Source organism: Pedobacter sp. SAFR-022 (assembly GCF_051965375.1).
Lineage (GTDB): Bacteria > Bacteroidota > Bacteroidia > Sphingobacteriales > Sphingobacteriaceae > Pedobacter.
Map to the genome: position 1 here is coordinate 349,354 of NZ_JBQCME010000002.1, position 22,786 is coordinate 372,139.

The 22,786-nt window shown below is 42.3% G+C and carries 20 protein-coding genes; 19 read left to right on the forward strand and 1 reads right to left on the reverse strand.

All coding sequences use genetic code 11. The features are described from left to right. Positions 1-6: 6 nt before the first annotated feature. A complete protein-coding gene (locus ACTHQF_RS07400) occupies positions 7-2,181 on the forward strand; it encodes a cation:proton antiporter (RefSeq protein ID WP_440429395.1) in 2,175 nt (724 codons plus the stop codon). 110 nt (positions 2,182-2,291) lie between these two features. Here ACTHQF_RS07400 and ACTHQF_RS07405 read toward each other — a convergent pair whose 3' ends face one another. Next, positions 2,292-3,137, reverse strand: coding sequence for a helix-turn-helix domain-containing protein (locus tag ACTHQF_RS07405; protein ID WP_440429396.1), 846 nt, complete (start codon positions 3,135-3,137; stop codon positions 2,292-2,294). Between the two features lie 91 nt (positions 3,138-3,228). On the opposite strand from ACTHQF_RS07405, the gene ACTHQF_RS07410 reads away from it, so the two are divergent. The 18 genes from ACTHQF_RS07410 (at position 3,229) to ACTHQF_RS07495 (ending at position 22,654) form a co-directional block, all read left to right on the forward strand. After that, on the forward strand, positions 3,229-4,170 hold the full coding sequence (locus ACTHQF_RS07410; protein ID WP_440429398.1) for an NAD-dependent epimerase/dehydratase family protein: 942 nt from the start codon (positions 3,229-3,231) through the stop codon (positions 4,168-4,170). A gap of 314 nt (positions 4,171-4,484) precedes the next feature. Continuing rightward, on the forward strand, positions 4,485-5,159 hold the full coding sequence (locus ACTHQF_RS07415) for an ATP-binding cassette domain-containing protein (RefSeq protein ID WP_440429400.1): 675 nt from the start codon (positions 4,485-4,487) through the stop codon (positions 5,157-5,159). A 593-nt stretch (positions 5,160-5,752) separates the two neighbouring features. Next, complete coding sequence (locus tag ACTHQF_RS07420) at positions 5,753-6,508, forward strand: polysaccharide biosynthesis/export family protein (protein WP_440429401.1); 756 nt, start codon at positions 5,753-5,755, stop codon at positions 6,506-6,508. A gap of 45 nt (positions 6,509-6,553) precedes the next feature. Further along, entirely contained in the window at positions 6,554-7,081 is a 528-nt protein-coding gene (locus ACTHQF_RS07425; protein ID WP_440429402.1) for a UpxY family transcription antiterminator, read from the forward strand. Positions 7,082-7,093: 12 nt separating this feature from the next. Then, positions 7,094-9,436, forward strand: coding sequence for a GumC family protein (locus ACTHQF_RS07430; RefSeq protein ID WP_440429403.1), 2,343 nt, complete (start codon positions 7,094-7,096; stop codon positions 9,434-9,436). Between the two features lie 65 nt (positions 9,437-9,501). Beyond that, positions 9,502-10,740: a glycosyltransferase family 4 protein gene (locus tag ACTHQF_RS07435; protein ID WP_440429404.1), complete on the forward strand. Its 1,239-nt coding sequence runs from the start codon at positions 9,502-9,504 to the stop codon at positions 10,738-10,740. Positions 10,741-10,772: 32 nt separating this feature from the next. Continuing rightward, positions 10,773-12,131, forward strand: a complete 1,359-nt coding sequence (locus tag ACTHQF_RS07440) for a hypothetical protein (protein ID WP_440429405.1) — start codon at positions 10,773-10,775, stop codon at positions 12,129-12,131. Positions 12,132-12,167: 36 nt separating this feature from the next. Beyond that, positions 12,168-13,325: a glycosyltransferase gene (locus ACTHQF_RS07445; protein ID WP_440429406.1), complete on the forward strand. Its 1,158-nt coding sequence runs from the start codon at positions 12,168-12,170 to the stop codon at positions 13,323-13,325. A gap of 9 nt (positions 13,326-13,334) precedes the next feature. After that, a complete protein-coding gene (locus ACTHQF_RS07450; RefSeq protein ID WP_440429407.1) occupies positions 13,335-14,537 on the forward strand; it encodes a glycosyltransferase in 1,203 nt (400 codons plus the stop codon). Between the two features lie 66 nt (positions 14,538-14,603). After that, entirely contained in the window at positions 14,604-15,131 is a 528-nt protein-coding gene (locus tag ACTHQF_RS07455; protein ID WP_440429408.1) for a DapH/DapD/GlmU-related protein, read from the forward strand. Continuing rightward, complete coding sequence (locus ACTHQF_RS07460; RefSeq protein WP_440429409.1) at positions 15,100-16,005, forward strand: glycosyltransferase family 2 protein; 906 nt, start codon at positions 15,100-15,102, stop codon at positions 16,003-16,005. The genes ACTHQF_RS07455 and ACTHQF_RS07460 overlap by 32 nt, the downstream gene beginning before the upstream one ends. Positions 16,006-16,070: 65 nt before the next feature. Next, positions 16,071-16,283, forward strand: coding sequence for a PID-CTERM protein-sorting domain-containing protein (locus tag ACTHQF_RS07465; RefSeq protein ID WP_440429410.1), 213 nt, complete (start codon positions 16,071-16,073; stop codon positions 16,281-16,283). A gap of 68 nt (positions 16,284-16,351) precedes the next feature. Next, complete coding sequence (locus ACTHQF_RS07470) at positions 16,352-16,933, forward strand: hypothetical protein (RefSeq protein WP_440429412.1); 582 nt, start codon at positions 16,352-16,354, stop codon at positions 16,931-16,933. A 76-nt stretch (positions 16,934-17,009) separates the two neighbouring features. Then, complete coding sequence (locus ACTHQF_RS07475; RefSeq protein ID WP_440429414.1) at positions 17,010-18,332, forward strand: WcaI family glycosyltransferase; 1,323 nt, start codon at positions 17,010-17,012, stop codon at positions 18,330-18,332. Positions 18,333-18,393: 61 nt separating this feature from the next. Beyond that, the gene (locus tag ACTHQF_RS07480) at positions 18,394-19,269 is read left to right on the forward strand and encodes a class I SAM-dependent methyltransferase (protein WP_440429415.1); all 876 of its coding nucleotides are present in this window, start codon (positions 18,394-18,396) and stop codon (positions 19,267-19,269) included. Between the two features lie 27 nt (positions 19,270-19,296). Further along, a complete protein-coding gene (locus tag ACTHQF_RS07485) occupies positions 19,297-20,463 on the forward strand; it encodes a glycosyltransferase family 4 protein (RefSeq protein WP_440429416.1) in 1,167 nt (388 codons plus the stop codon). Between the two features lie 6 nt (positions 20,464-20,469). Further along, a complete protein-coding gene (locus tag ACTHQF_RS07490; protein WP_440429417.1) occupies positions 20,470-21,651 on the forward strand; it encodes a hypothetical protein in 1,182 nt (393 codons plus the stop codon). After that, positions 21,638-22,654, forward strand: coding sequence for a glycosyltransferase family 2 protein (locus ACTHQF_RS07495; RefSeq protein WP_440429419.1), 1,017 nt, complete (start codon positions 21,638-21,640; stop codon positions 22,652-22,654). Before ACTHQF_RS07490 ends, ACTHQF_RS07495 begins: the two co-directional genes overlap by 14 nt. Positions 22,655-22,786 lie beyond the last annotated feature (132 nt).

The following is a 22,786-nucleotide window of genomic DNA, read 5'->3' on the forward strand; positions in this document are numbered from 1 at the left end:
ATATTTATGATATTATTGAACATAGACTATTCGTTGCCATTTGCAAACCCGGTGATCATTTTCACCATTGTACTCTTTATAATTCTTTTTGCTCCGATCATCTTTAGTAAAATTAAGGTTCCTCATATTATTGGGCTGATTTTAGCCGGGGTGATCATCGGTCCGCATGGTTTGAATCTCCTTAGGCGGGACAGTAGCATTGTATTATTCGGTACCGTTGGTTTGCTGTATATCATGTTCCTCGCTGGATTGGAAATTGATCTCTCGGAGTTCAAAAAAAACCGGAACAAGATTATTTTCTTTGGGCTTACTACATTTGTGCTACCCTTAACGGTCGGGATCTTAGCCTGTTACTATATACTTGGGTACGGATTTCTTTCTGCGCTGCTGCTTGCATCCATGTTTTCTACCCATACGCTCGTATCTTATCCAATTGCCAGTCAGTATGGACTTGCCAGTAAACAGGCTGTTACACTTACTGTAGGGGGGACGATGATCACCGACATTTTAGCTTTACTTATCCTGGCAGGTGTTGCGGGCATTACAAAAGATGATGTTTCAGGAGCTTTCTGGATTCAGCTTGGCCTTTCCTCAATAGTGTTCGTTTGTATTGTATTCTTCTTATTTCCGGTGGTTATCAGATGGTTTTTTAAGAAATATGAAGATAGTGTTTCACAATATGTGTTTGTACTTGCAACGGTCTTTCTGGCTTCTTTCCTGGCCGAAGCCGCTGGACTGGAGGCAATTATCGGGGCGTTCTTTGCGGGGTTGGTTTTAAACAGCTTTGTTCCACATTCCTCTCCTTTGATGAACCGGATTAACTTCGTTGGGAATGCCTTGTTCATACCATTTTTTCTCTTAGGGGTTGGAATGCTGGTTGATGTATCTATAATTGTACGCGGTTGGGGGGCGATGAAAGTTGCGGGGGTGATTACCGGGGTAGCTATAATAACCAAGTACATCGCTGCTAAAGCAACTCAAAAGGCATTCAAGCTAAGTAAAACAGAGGGTAACTTGATATTTGGACTGAGTACCTCGCATGCTGCAGCGACATTAGCCATTATACTCGTTGGCTACAACATTATCATTGGAGAAGCACCAACCGGTGAACCAATAAGGCTCTTGAACGAAGATGTATTAAACGGAACAATTTTACTGATTCTGGTAAGTTGTGCGGTAAGTTCCTTTGTCGTAGAAAGTGCATCGAGCAAACTAGTATTAGAAGCCAATGATGTTCAGGAGAACATTCCCCAATTAGGCGACAGGAAGATACTACTTTCGTTGGCTTATCCAGATAGTGTCGCGAGCATCGTAGACCTTGGACTTATGCTGAAACCTAAGAAAGCCATGAGCGACATCTTTGCCTTGCATGTGGTAAATGAAGAAGCTATAGATGGTGCAAGCCATGAAAAAGGGAAAAAGCTGCTCGATCGAGCAATAAATCATGCTTCTGCTACAGATAATACGATCATTCCCCTTACCCGATTTGATGCAAGTGCGAGCAATGGCATTGTATATACGATTAAGGAATACAACATCACGGATGTCGTTATTGGCTTACACCAGAATGCCGGCAGAGATGATTTTTTAGGGCTTAAAGCAGAAAACATTTTGAAAAGGGTGCGCGAAACAGTCCATATCTATAAGCCACATCAACCGATAAATACCATAAAGAGGATGCTGGTTGTGGTGCCGCCAAATGCAGAGTTGGAACCCGGATTTATCCACTGGCTCAGCAACATCATCACCCTGGCTGAACACAGTGCGCTTTCGACAACTTTCTATGGGGCGGAGCGGACATTAGCGCAAATCCGGCAGGCCGGTCTGCGCATTTCCCCTCAACTTTCCATGATGTTTAAAGAGTTTAATGACTGGGATGACTTTTTGATCTTCTCTCGTGAAATCAGAAAAAATGATTTGTTTGTTATTGTATCCTCGCGGAAAGGTCATGTTTCCTATTTGAGGCAGCTAAACAAATTGCCTCATTATTTGATCACCTATTTTGATCAAAATAGCTTTTTGATAATCTATCCAAAACAGCTGGATATGGGGCTTGACCTTGCCGATATCCAGCCTGCAAAGGACAATGTGATCGAAAGTATCGGAAACAGACTTGGCACCTTAGGTAGATTCAGGCGCGTGATTCAAGGTCGACTTGGCAGAAAAGAGAAGCGGCAATGATCTCCGACCATTACCGCTCCATTTAATTAACGCTCTCGTGTAATATTACGTCGGATAAACATCAATATTATATCAGATGCAAAATATATTTTGAATTATTTTACCGGGCGTCAGTCGATTTCCTGATTTGCTGCTGGCAGTGCCACCTGGTGTTCCAGGTAATCTCGGCTAAGACAAAGATTTTCTTGCCGGCATATTTGCAACAGCTTGTTTGGTGATAATCCTGTGAAGTATCTAAAATCCTTGATCATATGGCTTTGATCATGATAGCCAAATCTCAGGACGAGGTCCATCCAACTGAATTCTGATGCGTGATTAACGACTAGCCATGCGATCAGCCGCTTGAAGCGAAGATACCGAAGTAAAGCCTTAGAAGAGTATCCGGCATATTTTTTAAAGCGCATCTGAACCGTGCGCGATGACACGGAAGCTTTAGCAGCAACGACATCAACAGGATTCAAACTGGAATGATGGATTTCTGTAATGCTGTCTACCAATGCATGAACTTCCGGATCCGATGAAGCGGCATGAGCAAGCAGGTACGCATTTAGTACATCTATCCGGTCTTCATCCTGAAATACCCCCTTCAAGGCACTCCACAGGACATTCAATTCATCCAATAGTTTACTGGAGCCTATCGAGGACTCAAGTCGATAAAAACCATCATTGATGAAGCAACAAACCAGCAAATCAGATCCCGGAGTAAGCAAGGCATTGAACATCTGACGCACTGGCCCTAATATCACAACCCGGTCTGAAACATCCTTAAAAGCTGCGTCCGGACCCGCCGCACATTGATAGGTGCTGCCAAAGTTGAATACAATCATTCGCTCCAGGCTTGGCGCGATGTGATAAAGCTGTGCTTCTGCATGATCAGGGATAGAGATCGTATAGATGTATTCTATCAACGCTGAAAGAGCTGCCGATGCGGGGTATTTATGACCAGCATATTTCATAGATCATTTCGTTTTCTTACAATTTCGATGTTGACCTTACTTGTAGATTTGTAAAGTAACAAACAAAAGTAACACTTTAATTTACAACAACATGGGACTTCATACTTTACTTGGTGCCAATGGCACCATTGCAAATGCACTCTTTCCAATTCTAAGTGCGAAAGGACATCAGATCAGATTGGTATCCAGATCATCGAGATCAGTACCGGGCGTGGAAAACATGTCGGCTAACCTGCTTAACCGGGAGCAGGTCTTTAAGGCTGTTGAGGGATCGGACATCGTTTATCTACTTGTTGGAATAACTTATAATGCTAAGGTATGGCAAGCAGAATGGCCTGTAATAATTCATAATGTTATAGAGGCCTGTAAAGCATCAAACGCCAAGCTGGTATTTTTCGATAACGTTTATATGTATGGTAGAGTAGATGGTGTGATCACGGAAGATACACCTTATCATCCATCGAGTAAAAAGGGGGCTGTTAGAGCGGAGGTGGCAGCAACCTTGCAATCAGAAATGCGAGCCGGGAAAATCAATGCGGTTATTGCACGGGCAGTTGATTTCTACGGACCTGAAGTCGTAGACAAAAGTGCGGCAGGGCTTCTGGTCTTTACGAATATGGCTAAAGGGAAAAAAGCGCAATGGTTTATAAACCCAGATGTACCAAGGTCCTACAACTACATCCCGGATGCCGCTCGTGCATTGGACATTTTAAGCCATGATGAAAGTGCCTATGGACAGGTCTGGCATCTGCCTAGTGTCCAACCAGCTGCAACCGGTAGACAGTTCATTAAAATCGCGGCAAAATATATGAACGCTTCAGATAAGGTAACGGTGTTACCTAAATGGCTGTTAAAGATGATCGGCTGGTTTAACCCATTTATGCATGACGCTTATGAGATGAACTATCAAGATGAATTCCCATTTCTATTTAGTTCTGCAAAATTCGAAAAGGCCTACGGATTTGTTCCAACTCCCTATGAGGAGGCAATTAAAACAACAGCAGATTGGTTTAAGCTTAATTATCGACCATAAATATCTATATTGTTGTGCTAAAGCTCTTGCATAATGCGCACGATTAAAGGATTATTTCTGTTCTATAAAAGGATTGTTTTCCCAGCGTTCCTATTTTCTGCTGTACTCTCAAGTTTCGGTATGACCCTGGTTAATTTTTTCGGCGGGCTTGGTTTCTCCTTTTTCTTTTTACTTCCACTATTCCATTATTTGAGCTATGAAATCAGATATCCTGGAGAATACTATTTTTATCACAACCAAGGACTTAATAGGCCTTTTCTTTGGTTAACTACAGTTGTCATCAGTTCGCTTGTGGGATTGAGTTTTATGCTATTATGAACGGCTTACATGTCGATAGTGTTAGGAAGCAGTTTGGGGACAGACAGCTTCTTAGCGACATTTTTCTTTCATGTAAAACCGGGCAGATTGTCGGGTTGCTTGGACGAAATGGTTCAGGGAAGTCGACTTTAATGAAGATCATCTTTGGGACAATCAGGGCAGAGAACAGGTTTGTTTCTGTGGATGGTGTTAAAGTCGGCTCGTTGTATAATAGCCATAAAATGATACAATACCTTCCACTTGAAGGCTTCCTACCAGGTCACGTGAAGATTAAGGATATGATTAGCTGCATTTGTACCGAGGGATCAAGAATGCCAGTCAAACAAAACGAGTTTATTAAGCCCTTTTTGAAGCATAAGCCTGGACAGTTGTCTGGAGGAGAGCGGCGGCTGGTCGAAATTGTGATCATGCTACATTCAGGTGCAAAATATCTGTTGCTTGATGAGCCATTCAGTGGCATATCACCATTATATATCGAGGTAATCAAAACCTTAATCAAAGAACATTCAAAAGACAAAGGTTTTATCATTACTGACCACGATTATCAAAATGTTTTAGACCTATCTACGAATGTGGTAATGCTTGATAATGGAAATACAAAACCTGTAAAGGAGTACAGGGATTTGGTGGCACTCGGATATTTGCCGGCTACAGCGCTTCCGGAAACATAAGCACATTTAACAAAGACCAATATTAATATTCCTGGCGCTACGCGCACAGTTGGCAAGCCTGACTTTATAGAGGAAGCGCCTTATGATGTAGAAAGTATCTGGCAAGCATTTCGTAAATGTTAAACAAAGACATCGATTTCTAAAATTTTGTTTCGGGCTCAATTCAGGTCGGTTCGGTGGGCTAGCCTGGAGAATTGGAAATAAGATTCGAAATGTAGATAAATGGGCGGATTTTAGGCTTCCAAATGTCCGTTGAGACTTGGGCCAAATATACTGTGGAACACGGAGTTACAGATAACGATGACTACTTTACCCTGAATTTCACAGCTTCACCATAAGTAATTACACAGGTACACCTGAAATTTCTCGAATTACGCAGGTATTTACACAATAATTAAATTGATTCTTTTATTTATAACACATGAGGTAAATTCACTAACAGCAATTAAGTCTTTAGTTGCTTTAAAAACAAACCTTCAGATCAACAAGTAAATGTGACTGAAAGTGGGCGAAGCCATGCAGTCGAAGTAGAAATTCTCAGTGATGCTCAGCATCAGGAAGAAATTAACGCAAATCAAACTCCTTACATAATTATGAGATTTTTTACTAAGCTTTCCAGCTTCCTTGTTTTAATAAGCTTGCTATTTATTTCTTGCAACTCTTACAAGAAAGCGACCTATTTCCAGGATCTTAACCGAGAGTCGACAACGCGGGAACCGATCAAAAACTTCAGTCCGATTACGATTCAACCTGAAGATGTTCTAGCGATCAGCATCAGTAGTCTTAATCCTGAATCATCAGCAATATTTAACTTTGCTTCAAACAGCGTAGGAGGTGCCACAGCAAGTTCTGCCGGATATACTGTTGACCAGAACGGAGAAATACAACTTCCGGTAATTGGATCCATGCAGGTGGCAAATTTAACAACTGCACAGGTACGCGAGCGGATTCAGGTCAAATTGCAGCCTTATTTGAAAGAACCTGTAGTTATTGCGAAGCTGCTGAACTTTAAAATATCCATAATTGGTGACGTTGGTAACCCAGGACTTTTCAATGTACAAAGCACTAGGTTGTCCATTCCTGAAGCCTTGAGTCTGGCAGGCGACCTGAACATTACTGCAATCAGGCGTTTAATTATTATTCGCGAGCAGAATGGGGAGCGCGAGTACATCCCTGTAGATCTTCGCTCTAAGGATTTATTTAATTCACCCTATTACTATCTTAGAAATAACGACATCATCTACGCGGAAGCCGGAAAAAGTAAGTTTGCTTCACTCGATCCAACTTACCAACGGATAGGTCTTCTATTGTCTATCGTATCGGTTGCTGCAATTTTTCTCACACGATAATTTTAAAATCTAAATAATAATTCTCTTACGCTCAAACCACGCTTTATGGAATATCAATGGCATGCCGTGTACACAAAGTCACGCTGGGAAAAGAAAGTTGCAGAACAACTAAGCAAACTTAACATTGAAAGCTATTGTCCCCTAAACAAAGTCGTCCGACAATGGAGTGACCGGAAAAAAACGGTGGAAGAACCGCTTTTTACGTCTTACGTATTTGTTAAAATTTCAAACAAGGAATTAGCCAAGATCCGGCAGGTACTGGGCGTTGTTAACTTCGTTTATTGGCTTGGTCGACCGGCGATCATTCCGGCTAAGGAGATCTCCATCATCAAAGAATTTTTGAATAATTATGTGAATGTGAGACTAGAACCGCTTTTGCTTAATGTGCAGGACCCTGTGAAAATAATAAATGGGCCTTTTGCGGATATCGAAGGGAGTGTAATTTCAATCGGCAAAAAGTCTGTGCGTGTTTCACTACCCTCCTTAAGATACTTCATGACGACAGAAGTTGAAATCGATAACGTAAAAAAGATAACTAAGCAGGGGCAGATGATCCAACGGATTGCGATTTAAAAATAAGAGAAAATGAGTAACGCCCCATATAGCTTGCCCGTAGGGTTGAAGAATGCTCCATCTGACCATAGTCCGATAAACCTAGTCGGTGTATTCAAGGCCTATTTTCGGTTTTGGCCTTACTTTGTGATCAGTATCTTACTTTGCTTAGTGGCTGGATATGTCTATTTAAAATCGGACACGCCTATTTTTACAGTGCAGGCCAAGATTTTGATCAATGATGAGAATGTTGGCCCAAGCGTAAAGATGGAAGGCCAACAGGTATCGGTGGCTAAAAAGGTAGAAGACGAGATTGAAATTTTAAGATCAAGAACGATCATGGAGAAAGTAGTTAAAGATTTGGATCTAGCAATTTCGTACTATACCATGGCCGACTTCAAACCAGTTGATGTATACGGCAGTACTCCAGTAAGGCTGGTTGTCAATGAGCCGCGACGCGACCATTCCACGCAGTTCCTGGAGATCATTATTCACGATAAAAAATCATTCTCTTTAAAGCAAGCCAGGTCGGAAACTGTCTATTCGTTCGGTGAACCACTTAAGAGTACCTGGGGCTCATGGAAGCTTATACCAACTGAAAACATTGAAAGATACTTAGGTCAAACGATTCGAATCTATGTAGAAGACCCGGGCGCTGTTACGGGAAGCTATCTTTCGAGCTTCAATGCCGTAATGCAAACCCAACAAAGCGCCATTGTACTGCTTAGTATGTACGAGACTGTTCCTGAACGTGGTGCAGACGTAATTAACGGAGTCATCAGAGCCTACAATATGGCTTCCATAGATTATAAAAACAAGGTAAACCAGAGTACCCTGAATTTTTTAAATGACCGGCTGAATTCGATCACGGCTGAGCTGAACAACATAGAAAAACGGATTGAAACGTATAAAAGTAGTAGAGGAATCACGAATTTGTCTGCTGAGTCTCAAGTATACCTGGAAAATGTAAAATCTAATGATTCCAGGTTGAATGACGTAAATGTACAGCTTGAAATCATTAACGAAATTCAGAAATATATCAATTCTCCTGTGAGTGATGGTAATGCACCTGCGATTACTGGGATCTCTGATCCAGGACTGGTTTCCCTAATTGATCAGCTTATCAAACTTGAAACCCAACGAGAACGCTTACTATCGAATACTCCCGAGAAAAATCCTTTATTTATTCCCATTAACCGCCAAATCAGCATCACAAAAAACGCGATCAGGGAAAATATAAAAGGAATTAAGCGGAGTTTATTAGCAACCCGAAACCAACTTAGGGGCTTCAACAAAACCTTTGAGCATTCTATCAAGAAGTTGCCTGGGCAGGAACGAGAATATATCAATATCAAGCGCCAACAAAGTATTAAGGAAGAGCTGTACATTTTTTTACTTCAAAAGCGAGAAGAGGCAGGGATGAATAATGCATCCAAGCTACTCGACAGTAGAATTGTAGATCAGGCACATTTTGGATTTCCAGAAACACACAACGCAAACTTCACTTATGCATTGGCTTTCATTTTTGGTTTGGTATTTCCTGCTGGAGTTATCTTTGCAAGACAGCTATTGAATAATAAAGTTATAACGGCAAGTGAAATTGAAGCAATGGTGCAGGTACCGATGATCGGTGAGTTATCCTACCAAAAGTCAATGCCCACGATGCTGGATGCAGCAAGTTCAAGAACAATGATGGCTGAACAGTTTAGAACGTTAAGGACCAAACTTAGTCATATAAACGGTAGAAATGGATATGGCAAAGTTACCATGCTGACTTCTGGAATTCCTGGTGAGGGAAAGAGCATGATATGCAGAAATCTGGCTGCGGTAATGGCAGCTGCCGGACGCAAGACGGTAATTGTGGATGCGGATCTAAGAAAGCCTCAGCTTGCCAATTCCTTGCAGCTTCGCGAACAACTTGGGCTGAGTGACTATTTGGATGGAAAGGCGTTTAAAGAACAAATTGTGCAGTCTTCAAACTTCCATCCAGATCTCTTTGTAATATCCGCAGGAGCAAGTAATGAAGATCCTTCGGAAAAGTTAGAGCGACCCGCAATGGATGACCTTATTGCCTGGCTCCGCCAGCATTTTGACGAGATCCTTGTTGACACACCACCCGTTGAACTGGTGACGGACGCCCTGATATTGACAAAATATAGTGATTCAACATTATTTATTTTACGCCAGAACTATACACTCAAATCTCAGCTAAGGTCTATCAACCAACTTAGCTACGATGGAAGTTTAAATAACCTTCATCTTGTGTTTAATGGGGTGGTAAGCGGGGAAGGCCTTGCCTATTCTAAGAAATATGGCGCTCAGTATTATACGGGTGATCAGAACAAATTGAGTTTTTCAATTTTCAGAGCCAACTGATTCGAACCCTAAGGTGCTTCGAGCCCGTATATTTTGAATATTAACCTAAAGAGATGAAAATACTCATGGCTCATCCGACCGGAAACGCAAACGTCCGAGCAGTTATAAGCGCTTTAGAACGCACGAATATGCTTGCGGAGTTTAATACCACGATTGCTGTTCACTCCGGTTCTAAATGGCTAAACTTTATGAGCTCCAATATTAAGGAGCAACTTCTTAGGCGGCATTTTCCGGTTTCGTCAAACCTGTTAAAGTCACACCCGATAGTGGAACTGGCACGAATCTTACTTCCTAAATTTGGCCTTGAAAGATACACCACAAAGGAAAATTCCTGGGCGGGTATTGATGCTGTGTACCGAAAATTAGACCATGAAGTGGCATCGCGGGTATGCAGATTAGAAAAGCAAAAGCAAGTAAGTGCCGTATACGGATATGAAGATGGTTCATTGCAGACATTTAAACGAGCCAAGGAGCGCGGACTAACCTGTATTTATGATTTACCAATTGCCTACTGGGAAACCGGGCGATTGCTAATGCAGGAAGAAGCGGATCGACTTCCTTGTTGGGCGGTGACTTTAGGCGGAGGTATAAACGACTCCGAGGAAAAACTTGAACGTAAAACCCAGGAAATGGCATTGGCAGATGTGGTAGTTACGCCCGGTGGGTTTGTAAAGGAGTCTATTCCAGACTGGGCGAAAACAAAACAAATTATTGTGTCACCTTTTGGTTCACCAGATTGCTCAATAGCAAACATAAGTGCCCATCGCTCAGCTAATGCAGGAAAATTAAGAGTGTTGTTTGTGGGGTCATTGTCCCAAAGGAAAGGTTTAGGAGATTTGTTCAAAGCATTAAAGTTGGTGAATAGCCCTCATATTGAGCTGGTCGTCATGGGCTCTTTAACGGCTCCACTGGAATTCTACCGCGCTCAACTTCCATCATTCACCTATATGACAAACCGACCTCATCATAAAGTTCTGGATCTTATGCGATCCTGCGATGTGTTATGCTTGCCTTCAATTGTTGAGGGGCGCGCCTTGGTGATGCAGGAGGCCATGAGTCAGGGACTTCCTTTAATCATCACCCCAAATACTGGGGGCGCAGACTTAATAGTAGAAGGAGAGACAGGGTTTCTGGTTCCAATACGTTCAGCAGAGGCAATCGCAAATAAGCTCCATTGGTTTTTGGAAAACAGATCTAAAGCAAAGGAGATGGGGCGTATCGCACAAAAACATGCCGCTAACTATACCTGGGAGGCCTATGGGTCTCACATTGTTTCGAAACTTCTGGAACATTCCGCGAGCTAGACTAACCCCTGAAACATTTACGGTTTATACAGATGAATACGCTCAAATATCCAGCAGGTGTCCAAACAAACACTGCCGTGGATGTCAAAATCGAAAAAAGGGAAATTGCCAAAGACCGCATTGTTACTGCGGTATGGATCTATTTTCTTTTAGTCCTATTTGACGGCGCATTGCGCAAGTGGTTTTTGCCTTCCCTATCTGGGCCTTTGTTGGTGCTAAGAGATCCTCTGGCCTTGTGGATATTGATTGCTGCCTGGAGGCAAGGTTACATTGAATATAACCAATATACCATGTCGACAGCAATAATTGGATTTCTGGCGATCTATACTGCATTCTTTGTGGGACATGGTGACCTGTTTGTTGCGATTTATGGCTCCCGCATTTTCCTGTTGCATTTCCCGCTGATATTCGTTATTGCCAAGGTGTTAAATAGCGAGGACATACTCAAGCTTGGTCGGTGGACAGTATTTATCAGTATTCCCATGGTCATGTTGATTATCACCCAATTCTATAGTCCGCAAACAGCATGGATTAACAAAAGTGTTGGTGGGGAGGCCGGTGGTGGGTTTAGCGGTGCAATGAATTTTTATCGGCCGCCCGGGACATTTTCATTCACAAATGGGACCGCACTTTTTTTCAATTTCGCAGCGTGCTTTGTGATTTATTTTTGGTTTCATGTCAAGGAAATTAACCGAATGTTGCTGGTGGCTGGAAGCATTGCCATTCTACTTGCAGTTCCATTTTCGATTAGCCGGACTTTGCTATTTCAGTTGACAATTTCCTTGTCTTTCGCATTTATAGCGATATTACTTAATCCAAAGTATACTGGAGGATTGATCTTGATTATCGCTGCAACTTTTGGTGCATTGGTGATCCTAAGTTTCACCCCATACTTTAGTACGGCTACGGCAGCATTCACCTCGCGATTTGAGAGTGCGAATGCGACCGAAGGGGGGTTGGACGGCGTTATTCTCGACCGTTTTCTCGGGGGCTTAATTCATGCCATCATGTTATCTCCAAATCAGCCGTTCTTCGGCAATGGTGTCGGTATGGGCACAAATGTTGGCTCAATGCTATTAACCGGCGGCAGACAATTTTTGATTGCTGAAGGTGAATGGGGCAGAATAATAGGGGAAATAGGTCCTGTTTTCGGACTGGCAATCGTCTTCTTAAGGTTCAAACTCGCGATGCGTTTGGTCATTATGAGCCTGAATAAGGCAAGACATGGCGTTGTTTTACCATGGATACTCTCTAGTGTAGGTGCACTTTCAATCGCTCATGCCGGATGGGCTCAACCGACCTCATTAGGTTTTTGTATTATCGTAACAGGCTTAGCATTGGCAAGTCTTCATAGTCGCGAAAATCATGGTATTCCAGCCAGGGTCTATTAACGTATTCTCATCATCGACTTTAAAGAATTTAGAAGCGTGGATATCGTATTTTTTGCACATCCCTTATTTCTGAAGTTACGTTCCATGGATGACTTTACAAGCATCTTATACAGCGGCATGCAGGAACGAGGACACAACGTTCAAATTTGGCGACCTGAGGCTGAATTCTCCAAGTTTTCAGCTGGTGGGGGAACCCGTAAATGGCTTGGCTATCTCGATCAGTTTATCATTTTTCCAGCAATCGTGCGCCTAAAAATTAGTAGATGTAAGAAGGATACCTTATTTGTCTTTACTGATCAGGCACTTGGACCTTGGATACCGCTCGTTTGCAGGAAAAGGCATGTAGTCCATTGCCACGACTTTTTGGCACTGCAATCTGCCTCAGGGTTGATTGAAGAAAATTTTACGAGCTGGACGGGACGGTATTATCAGAATTTCATTAAAAGAGGCTTCTGTCGTGCAAAAAATTTCATTGCAGTCTCGAAAAAGACCAGTGAACATTTGAAGCATTTTCATGCAGAACGCAACATAATGAATGAAGTCGTTTATAACGGCTTGAAAGATAAGTTTTATCCACTTGATCCTATGTCGGCAAGAACATACATCCACACGAATACCGGCATAAAGGTGTCCAACGGTTACATCCTACATGTGGGTGGAAATCAGTGGTACAAGAACAGGCGAGGAGTTGTTGAAATATATAGTGCTTGGCGTTTGATCACCGACTTTAACATACCCTTGCTTTTAGTTGGCGAATATCCATCTGAGGAACTAATTGAGGTCGTTTGTGGATCACGCTATCGAAAGGATATCCATTTCATTACCGGAAGAAATGATGATTTTCTTCGGTACGCATATTCCGGTGCTCGAATACTACTCTTTCCTTCTTTAGCCGAAGGTTTTGGTTGGCCGATTGGAGAGGCTATGGCTTGTGGGTGTGCGGTGATAACCACCAACCAGGCACCTATGACTGAGGTAGGCGGAAATGCCGCATTGTACATTGACCGCAGACCTAAGGGCGGTCGAGAAGTTCGATTTTGGGCCGATCAATCTGCTCAAGTAGTGGAAAAGGCCATCTCCGCACCTGAACATGTTATTATTATCAGGAGGGAGGCTGGTTTTGAGAATGCAAAACGCTTTAATCTTGAATCTACATTGAATAGGATTGAGAAAATATATTCAGAGGTTGTATAAAATCCAAATATGAAGTTGCTGCATGTAGTAGACACGATTGACCCGGAAAGAGGAGGTGTTAGTCAGGCGGTGAGAACCATGGCCGCTGAAATTACCAGATTAGGCATATACAATGAGGTTTTAACCCTGGATGCACCCGTTAGGCAAGAAACTGGTGTGAACTATCGAGTAAACAACCTTGGCCCCTCCAGCGGAAGGTGGAGTTATTCAGACGCATTGATTCCCTGGCTCCTGAATAATTTCAGCCGCTTCGATACCGTAATCGTTCATGGATTGTGGCTCTACTCCAGTTTTGCTGTTGCTAAGGCCCTATCAAAGTATAAGAGCCTCGTTGATTCCGGGCGAGAGAAAAACGAACAAATACCAAATCTCTTCATTATGCCACATGGTATGTTAGACCCGTATTTTCAACGTTCAAAAGTGAGAAGAGCCAAAGCGCTTAGAAATTGGTTGTATTGGAAAGTAATTGAAGGAAGTATTGTCAACAACTCTAATGGCTTACTCTTTACGTGTAAACAAGAATGTATGCTTGCCAGACAACCATTCCGGCCGTACCGTCCGAAAAAGGAGCTCATAGTTGGCTTAGGTGTTATGAATCCACCTCGTTTTGAGTTCAGCATGATTGAACACTTCAGTAAAATTTGCCCAGATGTTCAATATGGAAAATACATTCTCTTTCTCGGCAGGATTGACAATAAAAAAGGGGTAGACTTGCTATTACAGGCCTACGACAAGTTGCTATTGCTTTATGATGCGACACAAGTGCCCCAGCTTGTAATTGCAGGACCTGGAATGAACTCTTCCTATGGGATGATGCTGCAGAGTTTTACGTTGGAAAAACCAAGGCTAAAGTCAAAAGTTCGATTTACAGGTATGCTTGCAGGCGTGGACAAGTGGGCAGCACTATATGGATGCGAAGCATTCATTCTGCCAAGCCATCAAGAAAATTTTGGGATCGCGGTTGTAGAGGCATTAGCATGCGGAAAGCCAGTTCTAATCTCTAGCCAGGTAAACATCCAGGCGGAGATTCTACAAGAACAGGCAGCAATCATTGGTGATGACACGATTGATGGGACATTTGATATGCTATTTCGCTGGATGTCGACAAACCAGAGCCTCCGAGAAATAATGCAGGAAAGAGCTCGAATTTGTTTTCAGCGGCATTTTGCCATTACCTCTGCAACAACTAATCTAATTAATGCACTCCATTAAGCAATCCAGAATATGATAAATAGCGACACTCACGCTGGAGCGTCTTTTTCTTTGAAAAATAGGGTGATGAGGTTAGTCTGGGAAGTTGTAGCTACCCTGTTTTTTAATCCTTCACCACGTCCATTCCATAGGTGGAGAGGATTTCTACTACGCATTTTCGGAGCAAAGGTCGGTAAACGGGTTCATGTTTACCCTGGCGTAAAAATCTGGGCCCCATGGAACTTAATACTCGCAGATGAATGCGGCATTGCGAAAGGTGTGACCCTCTATTCGCAAGGAGAAATATCAATTGGTAAGCGAGCAGTAGTATCCCAGGGAGCCCATTTGGTCACTGGAACTCACGATCATAGTAGCAGTGGTTTCCCGCTGATCACGATGCCTATACACGTCGGAGATCATGCCTGGATAGCTGCAGAAGCATTCGTCCACCCAGGAATTACCATCGGCAAGGGCTGCGTAATAGGTGCTCGTTCCGTGGTTACCAAGAATATGCCAGACTGGACAATTTGCGCTGGTCACCCTTGTAAACCAATAAAAGCAAGAATATTCAACGATAATACCTATGATAAACAGTACCATAATTTTAGAAAGTGAAACACTAGATCCCGCAAAGGTGCAGACTTTGCCTGTGCTGTCGCACAATGACCTGCTTGACCTAACGATTGCAATTCCAGTAAAAAATGAACAAATAAATTTACCGAAATGTCTTGAAGCGATTGGTAGAGATCTGGCTGCACATGTTGTTGTACTTGATTCTGGTAGTACCGATCGTACCAAAGAAATTGCCGCAAGTTATGGAGCAGAGGTGATTGACTTTGCATGGAATGGAAAATTTCCAAAAAAAAGAAACTGGTTTTTAAGAAATCATACGCTCGCCACTAAATGGGTGTTGTTCGTCGATGCAGACGAGTATCTTACACCAGAATTCAAAACAGAGCTTTGGTCTACACTACCCGGTAGTGAAAAAAGCGGATACTGGCTGAACTATACGGTTTACTTCCTTGGGAAAGAGCTTAAAGGTGGTTATCCCTTGAAAAAGCTAGCGTTATTTCAGGTCGGCAAAGGCGAATACGAACAAATTGATGAGGATAGGTGGAGCAACCTCGATATGGAAGTGCACGAACACCCGATTATTCTTGGCGAAATAGGAAGCATTAAATGCAAGATCGACCACAGGGATTTAAATGGAACTTCAAAGTTTGTGATTAAACATAATGAATATGCAAGTTGGGAGGCCGCAAGGTTCTTGAAAGCGATTCAAAAACGAAATGCATCTGAGCACTGGACATTGAAGCAAAAGTTAAAGTATCGCCTGATGAAGAGCATTTTTATTATACCTCTTTTTTTTTTAGGAACATATATTCTATTCCGCGGATTTCGGGATGGTGCCAGAGGGTTTGCACATGCGATACTCCGGACTTCTTATTACACCCAGATTTACTGCAAAATAAGAGAAAGCCAGCTCTAAATCACATCTCCAGCACGTATCTCGTGAACTTATTACTTATCTGTTTAAACCCTTAATCAATTATTATGAAAAAAATGACAATGAAAATTCTCCTGGTGTCATGTTTAACCTGCATGACAATGGCGGCAAGTGCGCTTAACATTCCGCCGAAGACCAACCCGGGTAATCCGGGACACCATGGTGCACCTTTTGATGGTGGCGCCAGCTTATTAATCGCTGCCGGCGTGGCATATGGTATTAAAAAAGCCTATAACAAACGCAAGGCAAATCAGAACTAACCTTTAACCAACAATAGTCTTTAGTAAACCAACCCGGCTGATAAGGACTATTGTTTTACTACAATGAAATGGAATGGATAAAACACTTCAGTTTTACATTTTTTCTGAAGCTCACAGCGGTTACCTTGGTTCTAAACTTCTTTTCCATTGGTTACCACGGAATAGTATCTCCGGAGGGGGCACAATATAGCCCGTTTCTTGACAGCTACCTTAACTACATTCAATGGATTCGGAGCATTTTGATGGTAGCCGCTAATGTTATCGCGAATGCACTCGGAACCGAGTCCTATATCTCCGGCGCCCAGATGATGAAAATAGGAACTGATATAGAAGTAGAAATATGGCTTCCTTGTTTGGGAATTGGAATCATGAGCTTCTGGACGGCCTTTGTTATCGTAAACTCAGGAAATTTGAAAAAGAAACTTCTATGGTGGATTGGCGGAATATTTTGTATTTACCTGGTAAACTGCTTTCGAATAGCACTGTTTCTGGTTGCATTAGACAGAAACTGGGCTCAGAACTCCTCACTTGATCACCACGATCTCTTTAACATTGCCGCGTATACCCTAATAGGATTATTGATGTATTCCTATTCTGAAGACAAAGTTGAACCTACAACTATTACAAAGAACATTCAATCTGCGAATTAAACAACTGCTACTCTAGCGGTCAAATTGCTCAACGTGACTAAATCTTTTTTAATGTTCATCACAAACATCTCAAATTATGCAACCTCGAGTACTATTAATCGGAGGCAACTTCTATCCAGAACCCATCGGAATTGGAAAATACAATGGGGAGATGATAGACTGGTTAGCACAAAATGGATATGATTGTACAGTCGTTACGTCATTTCCCTATTATCCACAATGGAAAGTTCAGCAACCCTACGCAAAAAAGGCGTTTTGGTACCGGAAAGAGGTCAAATATTACAAGCCTTTTTATGAAAGGAATGTGAGTATTTACAGATGTCCGCAATATGTTCCAAGTACCCCTACAGGTGCTAAGAGAATGCTTAATGGTCTTTCATTTTTCGTTTCATCGTTCCTGATCATTTTTGCCCTTTTGTTTAAGAAAAAGCACGATTATGTTATTTCTGTGGTTCCCTCGTTTGAAACGGGCCTTCTCGCAATATTGTACAAGAAGATAAAGGGTGCAAAATTTCTGTATCACATTCAGGATCTACAGATTGATGCTGCACGGGACCTAAATATTATAAAATCCAAACCACTTATTGAAATCCTTTTTGGCATTGAAAAGTACATTCTGAAAAGGGCAGATGTTGTTAGCAGTGTTTCCGCTGGCATGATGGAAAAGGTTACGTTAAAATGCGGACGTAGGGTTCAGTTCTTTCCAAACTGGGTCGATTACAAGGTGATTTTTCCCGAACATGATAAATCTTCGTTGAAGGAAGAGTTTAATTTTAAAAAGACCGATAAAATTGTGCTCTATTCCGGTGCAATTGGTGAAAAGCAGGGCTTAGAAAACATCCTTTATGCTGCAGCTTCCTTTTGTGACCAACCACAAATCAAATTCGTTATTTGTGGTTCCGGTCCATACCTAAACAAACTTTTTGCCATCAAGGAAAAGCTAAAACTTGACAATTTAACTTTTCTTCCAACACAGCCGATCGAGAAATTGAACCACTTCCTGAATATGGCAGACCTGCATTTGATTATTCAAAAAGCGAATGCCACTGATCTGGTCATGCCTTCTAAGTTGACGAACATACTGGCAGTCGGAGGCGTCCCGGTTGTAACTACAATTAAAAGTTCCTCATTATACAAATTAGTAGCCGAACACCACCTTGGTCTGATTGCTGTTCCAGAGAATGTCGAATCCTTGATTTCGGTTATTCGAACTGGGCTGGAAAGTGACATCAGCGAGCTAAGTAACAATGCTAAGCGCTATGCTTCGGAAAATTTTTCTATCGCAAATATTATCTCCCAGTACTCATCGCACCTTGAACAAGCTTATGAGTTTGATGTTCCTGAAACGATTCAATACAATATGAATGCTCAATTCGCACCGATGGAGGTTAAGGTTTGAGTACGAGTGCAGAATAAAAATTCACAATTCAAATATTACCAAATAAACAAAAAAACCGAGTATGAAAACGATCATTAGTCCTTACCTCAAAGCAGGTACTGAAATCAATGAAGTGGGCAGTTACCTAGAGTGTTCAATCCCAAACCCATCAGAAGCAATTAAGGCCAACGCCTACTATTTCGGAAATTTCGATTGGGCCGAAGAATACTTAATTTATTGCCACAGAAATGAAAACTTTAAATCCAGATGGACCGCGGCACTGGGCGACTGGACAGACAAAGTTGTGGTAGATATTGGCTGTGGTCCTGGTAATATCTTTGCGACCTTGAAGGGTAAACCTAAAGTGCTTATCGGCATCGATGTGGCTCCAAAATCTCTAGAGATTGCAGCGGACCTTGGATACACGCCATTACTCGCCGACGCTACCAATTTACCGCTGATATCGGGATTTGCCGACATCGTCACTTTGAATGCGGCATTACATCACTGTGAAGATATGGAAGCTGTATTAAAGGAAGCAGCCCGCCTTGTTAAGCCCGGAGGTTTATTAGTTACAGATCATGATCCTCAAAAAAGTGCCTGGAACTATAAGGGTCTAGCAAAGTTGCTGTGGAATGGTCGGCTATACTACTACAAGCTAATTGGGCACGGGTTTCACAAAACCGATAATCAGCAGTATTGGGCACTCGCCACTGAAATACATCACAAACCCGGGCATGGTGTAACACAAGATATGTTTAAAAATCTCCTTGGCCCGCTCGGGTTCTCGGTAAACGTTTATCCTCATAATCATGAGGTAGGAGCTGATGCACTAAAAGGAAAACTTGGCAAAGCCGACTTGAAATACCGAATCGGAAATATTCTGTCAGGAAGAAATCCGGGCGCAAAAACCAGTGCTCTTTCACTGATGTGTGTGGCTAAGAAATTTGCCAATTAGCAGACAAGAATAGCTGTTACTGATTAAATGGAAACACAAAAGGTCTTTATCGGTGAAAGAGAATTGAAAATCGCTTTCCTAAGTGCAGGATTAGGTAACATTTCCCGAGGTTTTGAAATTTCGACGAGCACCTGGTACAATCATATCAAGCTTCAAAAGCAAATCAGCGCGAAATTATTTTCTGGTGGCAAGTTCCCGGGTGCTAGCAGAATTTGGAACTTACCCAGAAACGGGAAAGTTGCCCAGATCCTGAGGATTACAGGCGTAATCCATGATGGGTGTAGACTTGAGCAACTGACGTATAGTTTCGGCTTCCTACTTCAGCTGCTTGTCTACAAACCCGATATCATATGGCTCCAGGAAGCTACGCTTGCTAAAATGCTGTTGAAATACCGGAAAGCATTTAAGCTGAAGTATCGCTTGATGTTTTGTGATGGTGCTCCTGTTGGACACGATTTCGCAAAGCAATTTGACTATCAGATTTATTTACACCAATTTGCCCTTCAGGAAGCATTAGTAGCCGGCACAGCGGCAGAAAGATGTGCTGTTATCCCTCATATTTGTAAAGAACCGGATTATGCATACACAAAGTCTGAGGCCAGAAATGCACTCGGCGTTCATGAGCGTCAATTTGTATTGTTGTGTGTAGCAGCATGGAACATTCATCATAAGCGCATAAATTACTTACTTGAGGAAATGGCCAACGGCTTAAATGACGTTTTGTTACTCCTTTGTGGTCAGCCTGAAAATGAAACGCCATATCTAAAAAGACTAGCTGCGGAGTTGCATATTAACGTTCGATGGCACACGTTTAATCAGGACGATTTGGGGAAGGCATATCGCGCGGCAGACCTATTTGTGTTACCCAGCTTAAATGAGGGGCTAGGTGCAGTGCTAGTAGAAGCCGGTTTGCACGGACTTCCTATTATCTGTCACCCACATAAAGCTGCTCAATTTATTTTAGGTAACGAGTACTCTGGCTTTGTAGATCTGAGTGTGAAGGGGAATTTATACAAAAAAATCAAAGATTGTACGGTGGTGAATGGAATAAACATCGAATCGGCGCAAATGAACAGACTAAGCATTGAAGGGGAAAGAACAAGGAGGATTGTAGTTGAGAAATTTGCAAGCAAAAAGCTTATACAAGATTTTATCGATTTTTTAAACAAAACTTATCCTCTGAAAACAGCCTAACTGATAATGGAAATCGTTTTTATTTGTGGTACGCTTGAGCCCGGGTGTGATGGTGTAGGAGATTATACCATTAGGTTAGCTGAAGTGCTCAGTGGCGTCGGGCACAAGGTTAGTATTCTCTCCATAAATGATTGGTTCGTAAACAATAGTGACGTAAATGATATTGTGCCAGGATTGATACACGAGGTACGCACGTTGAGAGTTCCTTCGACTCTGCCAGAGAAGCACCGGCTTGAACTTTCTAAAGCTTGGCTTAAGCAGTTGAATCCAGATTGGGTAAGTTTGCAATTTGTACCGTTTTCCTTCCAAAGCAAAGGGCTGCCATTGGCTTTAGGATCCTTTTTGAAAAAGTTGGAGGTCGGATTCAAGTGGCACATCATGTTTCATGAACTCTGGGTTGGAATGCCAAAAGGCACATCCAGAAAACATGTTATATGGGGTTGCCTTCAGAAGCAGATTATAAAGGCTTTAATCACCAAGTTACGGCCGAAAAGTATTCATACTCCTTGTCAACTATATCATGCACAATTGATTCATCTGGGACTTAATGTCAGATATTTGCCACTATTTTCCAACATTCCAGTAAAAGCTAGGGCGTATCAATTACAGCACGTTGAATCGGCTGTACCTGATATTAACTGTGCCGATAACTGGTTCAATAGTCCAAACTTCTCCGAAATTTCCTTGATTGTCTTTGGGACAATACATCCTCAAGCACAGCTGGCTAAGTTTATCGAACTGGCATCTAAATTTATGGAACGACATGGCCTTAAGATTAAGCTGACGCTAGTCGGTAGATGCGGAACATGTCAGGAGCTTTGGGTATCGTCCTGTATGTCAGCGGGAATCTCTGTTGATGTGAAAGGTGAACAACCTGCAGAAACGATTTCCTTTTTATTGAGCAACGCAGACATCGGCATTTCAACAAGCGCATTTGCGATGATTGATAAAAGCGGTACGGTTGCAGCAATGCTGGAACATAAACTCCCGGTGATCTGTGTAGGGCAAACCTGGATTGCAAGAGACGTTGATACGCCTAAATTTTTTGATGGCATCTACGCGCTTCATGATGGATGCATTGAAGCATGCTTGAGCCCTGCAAGACCAAAAAAGCCGTTTTGCGCGGTAGAAGCAGCCAAAAAACTGATTAAAGACCTAGAGCATAGTGATCCTTATGGAAAAAAATAGACCAACGATCTCCGTCTGTATTTGCACGTATAATCAAGATGTCTTTCTCGAGCAAGCGATCCGAAGCGTATTGGAGCAAACCTCAAGGCCATTTGAAATTATTGTTTGCGACGATTGCAGTACAGACTCAACCTGCATGATTCTGGATAGACTTTCGGAAGAAATCTCTTGTCTGAAGGTTATAAGACATTCGTATAATCTTGGTATTGCCAAAAATGTTGACGCCTGCCTTCGCATGGCCTCAGGTGAATTTATAGTTCGTCTAGACTCCGATGACTACCTGAAGCCAGGCTACATTGAGCAGCTCGCCACGGCATTATTGAGACATCCCAATGCAGGCTATGCGCATGCCGCAGTGCAAGAGGTGGATGAAAACGGCTCAAATTCGAAAGAGCGAAGGCTTTTTAGAAAAGCTGGATTTCAGTCCGATGTTGAAGCACTAAAGGAGGCTCCTAAAGGCTACAAAGTAGCCGCAAATATTATCATGTTTAGAAAAAGTGCGCTTAAACGCGTGAACTATCTTTCAGACAGACCCAATTTTGGGGAGGATTATCACTTAGCTACCGCCATTTCAGCTGCTGGCTATGGGAACATTTACATCTCAGAAACCTTGGCCTGCTATCGTGTATGGACGGATCAACAAAAGCTGAGAACCCGACGCAAGAGAAGCGAGATTGAAGGAATAAGGAGGGTTTTTGATGAGGTGATTGGTCCAGCTTACAACGCTCGAAGATGGACTCAGCAGGCATTAATTCGGAGAAAAACTCATCTGGCTTGCAGTCATGCTAACTGCCTAGGTTGGGACGTCTATGGTAATGAAGAAAAAATGCTTTTGCTGGATGAACTTCGCAAGCTATCACCTGCAATTCGGGTAAGGCTCTTTTCATGGCTTTACTTAAATGGATATGGAGGTGCGCTGGACTACTACAACGAGATGAAAGGCTCGTTGAAAAATATATTAAAGTCTTCTTTGCCACCACTATTGTTACGACTTAAAATGTGAGTTGACCTAAATAGTGGGTGTTTTTTGTTCAGCATGTATCAATGCTAATATTTCACATGGTTTTCGCATGTCAAACAAGATTTACGCTTGGAACAAGCGGAAGGTCATGCCGCAGAAAGTCGCAACCATTTA